Source organism: Paenibacillus solanacearum (genome assembly GCF_910593845.1).
GTDB classification, from domain to species: domain Bacteria; phylum Bacillota; class Bacilli; order Paenibacillales; family NBRC-103111; genus Paenibacillus_G; species Paenibacillus_G solanacearum.
Window position 1 is genome coordinate 59,903 of sequence record NZ_CAJVAS010000035.1, and the last position, 6,393, is coordinate 66,295.

5 protein-coding genes are annotated in these 6,393 nt (G+C 53.7%); 2 read left to right on the forward strand and 3 right to left on the reverse strand.

Annotation, left to right across the window (positions count from 1 at the left end; genetic code table 11):
• Positions 1–203 precede the first annotated feature (203 nt).
• Both icd and mdh read left to right on the forward strand, forming a co-directional pair.
• Positions 204–1,499: an NADP-dependent isocitrate dehydrogenase gene (gene icd, locus KXG62_RS26000; protein ID WP_218094951.1), complete on the forward strand. Its 1,296-nt coding sequence runs from the start codon at positions 204–206 to the stop codon at positions 1,497–1,499.
• A 255-nt stretch (positions 1,500–1,754) separates the two neighbouring features.
• Positions 1,755–2,699, forward strand: a complete 945-nt coding sequence (gene mdh / locus KXG62_RS26005) for a malate dehydrogenase (RefSeq protein ID WP_218094952.1) — start codon at positions 1,755–1,757, stop codon at positions 2,697–2,699.
• Between the two features lie 134 nt (positions 2,700–2,833).
• Here the strand turns inward: mdh and KXG62_RS26010 are convergent, their stop codons facing one another.
• The 3 genes from KXG62_RS26010 to KXG62_RS26020 all read right to left on the reverse strand — a co-directional run bounded on the left by KXG62_RS26010 (position 2,834) and on the right by KXG62_RS26020 (position 5,970).
• A complete protein-coding gene (locus KXG62_RS26010; protein ID WP_218094953.1) occupies positions 2,834–3,703 on the reverse strand; it encodes a helix-turn-helix domain-containing protein in 870 nt (289 codons plus the stop codon).
• A 55-nt stretch (positions 3,704–3,758) separates the two neighbouring features.
• A complete protein-coding gene (locus KXG62_RS26015) occupies positions 3,759–4,523 on the reverse strand; it encodes a phytanoyl-CoA dioxygenase family protein (protein ID WP_218094954.1) in 765 nt (254 codons plus the stop codon).
• Between the two features lie 133 nt (positions 4,524–4,656).
• Entirely contained in the window at positions 4,657–5,970 is a 1,314-nt protein-coding gene (locus KXG62_RS26020; protein ID WP_218094955.1) for an ABC transporter substrate-binding protein, read from the reverse strand.
• Positions 5,971–6,393: the final 423 nt, after the last annotated feature.

The following is a 6,393-nucleotide window of genomic DNA, read 5'->3' on the forward strand; positions in this document are numbered from 1 at the left end:
GAGTCATGATGGATGCAGATTTCGGAGTTTCCATTGCTTTCGCTTCGCATGAACTGCGTTGCGTTACAGCGGTTGCGCCGCGATTGCGTTGGCCGGTTGACAGCGGGCCAACGTGCGCAGTGAACATGGCGGCGCAAGCGAGGGGCTCCGCCAACATACAACGTCAGCTTGCTGACAACCAATTTGAGGAGGTTTACATAACCATGCCACAATTCGAACAATACGCACTGCCTACGGAAGGCGAGCGCATTACCATTGAGAACGGTCAACTGAACGTTCCGAACAACCCGATCATTCCTTTCATCGAAGGCGACGGCACAGGTCCGGACATTTGGGCGGCTTCCAAGCGCGTGCTTGACGCAGCGGTAGAAAAAGCATACAACGGCGAGAAAAAAATCGCATGGTACGAAGTGTTCGCCGGTGAAAAGGCGTTCAACCAATACAATAACTGGCTGCCGGCCGACACGCTGACAGCAATCCGCGAGTACATCGTAGCGATCAAAGGACCGCTCACTACGCCGATCGGCGGCGGGATCCGTTCCTTGAACGTAGCGCTGCGCCAAGAGCTCGACCTGTACGTGTGCTCTCGTCCGGTTCGTTACTTCAAGGGCGTGCCTTCCCCGGTAAAACGTCCGGAGCTGGTAGACATGGTGATTTTCCGTGAAAACACCGAGGACATCTATGCCGGTATCGAGTGGGCTGCCGGTTCCGAAGAAGTGAAGAAAGTACTCGCCTTCCTGCAAAACGAAATGGGCGTTAATAAAATCCGTTTCCCTGAAACATCGGGTATCGGCGTGAAGCCGGTTTCCTCCGAAGGCTCCAAGCGTTTGATTCGCGCGGCTATCGAGTATGCAATTCAGCATAACCGGAAGACCGTAACGCTGGTACACAAAGGCAACATCATGAAATTTACCGAAGGTGCGTTCAAGAACTGGGGCTATGAGCTGGCCGAGCAAGAATTCGGCGACCAAACATTCACTTGGGCGCAATACGATAAAATTAAAGAAGCGCAAGGCACTGACGCTGCGAACCAAGCTCAAAAAGAAGCGGAAGCTGCCGGCAAAATCATCGTTAAGGACGCGATCGCTGACATCGCGCTGCAGCAAGTATTGACTCGCCCGACGGACTTCGACGTCATCGCGACGCTGAACCTGAACGGCGACTACTTGTCCGACGCTTTGGCTGCGCAAGTAGGCGGCATCGGTATCGCACCGGGCGCGAACATCAACTACGTAACGGGCCATGCGATCTTCGAAGCTACGCACGGTACGGCTCCGAAATATGCCGGCCTTGACGTGGTTAACCCGGGTTCTGTTATTTTGTCCGGCGTTATGATGCTTGAGCACCTGGGCTGGCTCGAAGCGGCTGAGCTGATCTACAAAGGAATGGAAAAGGCGATCAACAACAAAACGGTCACTTACGACTTCGCACGTCTGATGGAAGGCGCAACCGAAGTGAAGTGCTCGGAGTTCGCTAATCAAATTATTAAAAACTTCTAATCCCTTTCATTAAGGGGAACCTGGGCAGTAGTGGAAGGAACGCGTTTGTCTTCGGGCGAATGACGCCATGCTGCCGGAGACACGCTCTCATGCGTGCGGGGACCCGTGTACGGGCAGTGGATAGAAGGGTCGCATGAATTCGGAGAGCGTTTAGCCTTATAGGTTAGATGGCTCTCCGTTTCGTTATGCATATTGAGGAAATACAGCATAATAAAGGTGTACCCGTCACACAACTATAGGTTAGGAGGCTATCCCATGGCAATTCAACGCAAAAAGATTACCGTTGTCGGCGCAGGCTTTACCGGCGCGACCACTGCGCTCATGCTTGCGCAAAAAGAACTCGGCGACGTTGTACTGGTCGATATCCCGCAGCTCGAGAATCCGACCAAAGGGAAGGCGCTCGACATGCTTGAGGCTTCTCCGGTGCAAGGCTTCGACGCCAACATCACCGGCACGTCCAGCTATGAGGATTCCGCAGGCTCCGATATCGTGATCATTACGGCAGGGATCGCGCGCAAGCCGGGGATGAGCCGCGACGACCTGGTGAATACGAATGCAGGCATCGTGAAATCGGTTTGCGAAAATGTCAAGCAAACAAGCCCGGATGCGATCGTGATCCTTCTTAGCAACCCGGTGGACGCGATGACGTACGTCGCTTACCAGGCGCTAGGCTTTCCGAAAAATCGCGTGATCGGCCAATCCGGCGTGCTGGACACCGCTCGCTACTGCACGTTCATCGCCCAAGAACTGAACGTATCCGTAGAAGACGTGCGCGGCTTCGTCCTTGGCGGTCATGGCGACGACATGGTTCCGCTCGTTCGCTACTCCAACGTCGGCGGCATTCCGATCGAGAAGCTGATTCCGGCGGAGCGGATCGAAGCGATTGTGGCGCGCACGCGCACAGGCGGCGGCGAAATCGTGAATCTGCTCGGCAACGGCTCCGCGTATTATGCACCTGCCGCATCGCTCGTGCAAATGACGGAAGCGATCCTGAAAGACAAGAAGCGCATTCTGCCTGCCATAGCACTGCTGCAAGGCGAATACGGCTATGACAACCTGTTCATGGGCGTACCGACACTGCTCGGCGGCAGCGGCATCGAGAAAATATTCGAGCTGGAGCTATTGCCGGAAGAGAAGACGGCACTCGACAAATCCGCAGAGTCCGTGCGCAGCGTCATTAAAGTGGTTACCGGCGGCTAAAACAAACACCGCTTGCAACGATCTGCATAAGAAACAGCCCTTGGCGGTATGCGACATGCCAAGGGCTGTTTCGGCGTTCAGCGGCGGCCGGCGGATGCTTGCTTTCAAGCGTTAGGCCGGAGGTTCCCTGCGTGCTACTCATCGTTCAGCCATAATCCGTATTTTTGCCGGTACTGCATCGGGGTCAGTCCGGATTTCGCTTTGAACAGTTTGGTAAAGTAGTTGGCGTTCTCGATGCCGAGCTCACGGGAGATTTGCGACACGGGCTTGCTGCATTGAATCAAAATGCGCTGCGCCTGCTCCACCTTCAACTGATGCACAAAATGCAAAGGGGCTTGCTTCGTATACTGGATGAACAGCTTCCGCAAATGCGACTCGCTCAACTGCACCAGCTCCGCCAATTCGGCGATCTTAGGCATTTTCTCGGGATGCGCAAGCAAGAACTGCACGATCGCATGAATGCGGTTGTCCATATGGCTAATCGAGGCGGGCAGCGCATCTTTGCCGACTTTGCTCAGCAAGGCAAACAAAATACGCAGCATGTTCGATTGCATTAACAAATGGGCATACGGCGAAGGCGTCTCCGAGTGGCGGAGCATTTCTGAAATAACCGGTCCGAGCTCTTCATGCATGCCTTGGAACACGATCGGCACATTGAGCACGTTCATCCAGCTTTGACTGCTCAAGAACGAGATGTCCGCGTCGAAATTAATGCTGGTCAGCCGGATTTCCTGTGAAGCGGACCGCGCACTGATCTCCCCGTTCGCCGGCATCACGCAAATATCGCCTTCCTTGCAGCGATGCGGATTGCCGTCAACCCACAGCATCAACTCGCCCTGCTCCACAAACCAGAGGACGGAATGCCGCAGCGTTTTCTTATGAATGCGCCACCGGTAATCAAGCGGATGCGGCTGGATGTGCAGGAAACGAACCTGCAGCGATTCCAGCCAAAACGCATCGGGATGCCTCGCTCCGCCTATCTTGTTTTTTCGAACGTTTGCCATGCAGATCTCCTAACCTCTTGGACACGGAATGGCTCGAGCCTGTCTTCTTGAACGCCTATTCGGCCGGAATCACGCCTTGGATCTCTTCGTTGCGCTTGAAACGATCTTTGCCTTGTACCAAATACGTACGAATGCGGGTTGTATCGCCGCCCCATTCATCCATCTTAAACTTCACCTCAGGCGTCGTATAACGGACGGAGAACGCGACGCGTGGAATGTTCGAACTGTTCATCTCCGAGCCGTGGAAGGTCGCTTCATTGAAGAAAGCGATCTGTCCGGGTGACATCTCGAGATCGACGATTTTGGATTCGTCGATCAGTTCATCCGGAAGGGCATCCTGGAAAGCAGACTGGCGGTCTCCGGTCGGCACATGCGCGGCAATGGATTTGTGGGAGCCCGGGATGACGCGCAGGCATCCGTTTTCCCGAACCGACCAGCCCAAGCTGACCCATGCCGTTGCGTTGATCGCAGGCTCCATCGGCCAATAGTTGATGTCCTGATGCCACGGGATGTACTTGCTGTTGTTCGGTTCCTTATACCAGAAGTGCATGGCCCACAGCACGACGTCATCGCCAAGAATTTGCGTCATGGCGCTGACGATGCTCGGGTGCGTCGCCAGTTCGTACGCCCAGCGGTGATTCTGATGCCAAGCGGACATTTTGACTTTGGTCGCGGCCGGCTCGAACTTGGATTGACCGATCACCTCGAAGAATCGCTCATAGTAGCGGTCCGCTTCCTGAAGCGTAAGACCTTGAGCCGGGCCGCTGTAACCTTCCTCCTTGAACTGCTCGATGGAGAAGGGAGTTCCTTTTGTAATCATGCCATGACCTCCATACCTTTGTAAATAAGACGGCTTTCCTTGTCTTCTGAGATCATTATATGGCTTGGAAGCCGCTCAATATCAGATACGATACCGATCAAAAATCGCTCAAATCGATTATTTTCTTAATTTCTTATTTTCCTTCGCTGATCATTTTGTTGATTTTTTCATCTGCTTCCCGGAGCGCCGTATTCACATCGATTTTGTCATTCGCGTAATCCGCGAAGCTGCTGAGCAGGAGCGGCGTCGCTTTCGAGTAAAAGTCTGAGTAAGCGGGGGCTGGCGCCGGCTGGCTCTTGAAGATGGCCGCCAGGTTCTTGCCGGCCAAGTAGGGCAGATCCGCGCCGAATTCCGTCTTCATTCGCGGATGACTCAGCGGGGACTGCTTGGCGGACGTTCTTGCGTTGATCAGTTGCACCTCGTCCGAGGTAAGCACGTCGATCACTTGCATGGCCTGAGCTTTATGAGGGCTTTGCTTGGAAATAAACATCATCCACGGATTGGACAGCCCGTAGGTGTTGGGCCGTTCCTCGAAGCTCGGGTATTGCGCAATATCCCAACGGAGCCCTTCCTTCGAGGGGGCTTCGAATTGCGTCAGCCGGTTATAGGTGGCGAACATGGCGAGTCGTTTTTCTTTGGTAAAATCGTTAAACGGATTAGCCGTTTGCCCGTTGCCGGGGATGGAAAACATGCTTTTTCCAAGCTCAAACACTTTTTTCCACTGCTCGTTGACGACGTCGGCCTTGTTCGTTTTTCCGTTCACGATAATTTGAGACAAGGACAGCCCGAGCCGCTGAACGCCGTCAGGATCAAGCCCGCGGTATTGGATGCCGTTGTCCAGGCGGGTTAGCTGTTTAGCCAAATTAACCGTTTGCGTCCACGTCATGCCGTCCTGCGGATAAGGAATGCCGAATTTATCGAAAATGTCTTTATTGTACACCATCATGAACAGCTGAAGATTAAACGGCAGCCCGTATAAAACGCCATCGGAATTCACTTTGATGGAATCCAAGGCGTTCGGGGAAAAGCGGTTCAAATCGATACGCTGCGACTGGATCAAAGGCGAAATGTCCGCAAACACGTCGAGATCCTTGAGATCCATCATCCCGCCGGTCCAGTCCGTGAACAGATCGGGTACCTGGCCCGCGGCGACCAGCTCTTTCATCGAAGCGCCTTTGCCTTTCTGAATGATGTTGAGCGTCAGATGAGGGTACTTTTTCTTCACGGGCTCGATGAGCATGGATTCGAATTCAAGCTCCGTGGACGAGGCTAGAATCGTCAGCGTAACGGGTTCCGTACGATTCACGGCCGCTTGGCCGGCTGCCGGACTTTCCGCAGTTGCACCGGAAGGCCCGTTCTTTGGACTCGTCGGATCGCTCTGGCTGCAACCTGCAAGCGCTGCGGCCGCGGCAAGCATGGACAAACAAAGCAGGCGGTTCTTTGTCATCGGACTCCCCCTAAAACGATTTGGACTGAGAGGAATAGCATGGCCGGACATGAGTCATAGAAGCGCTTTCAATAGAAACGACCGGAAGTGTAAGTTGCGGAATTTATGCAGGAGCGTAAAGGAAATGCAAGAAGCCGAGAGGTTGACATGAGGCGATACGATTCGAATGAGTCCATTGTACAGCGGTCTTGTAATCGCCTTCAAGTGCACAGATCGATTATTAACAAGACAAATCGATCATTTGAAGCTGGAGGACATGAAAGGGAACGCGCGCAAATGGGTTGGCCATAGGCTGCTTGCGTTGTCAATCTTCTGTGAAAATGTCACCTTAACTCGTCCGAGAAAATGTCACTTTTAAGTGGTGCCGAAGCGACTCACCAGAGCGCTTCGGCGTAGCTATTATGCTGAGAATACATGGCGTCT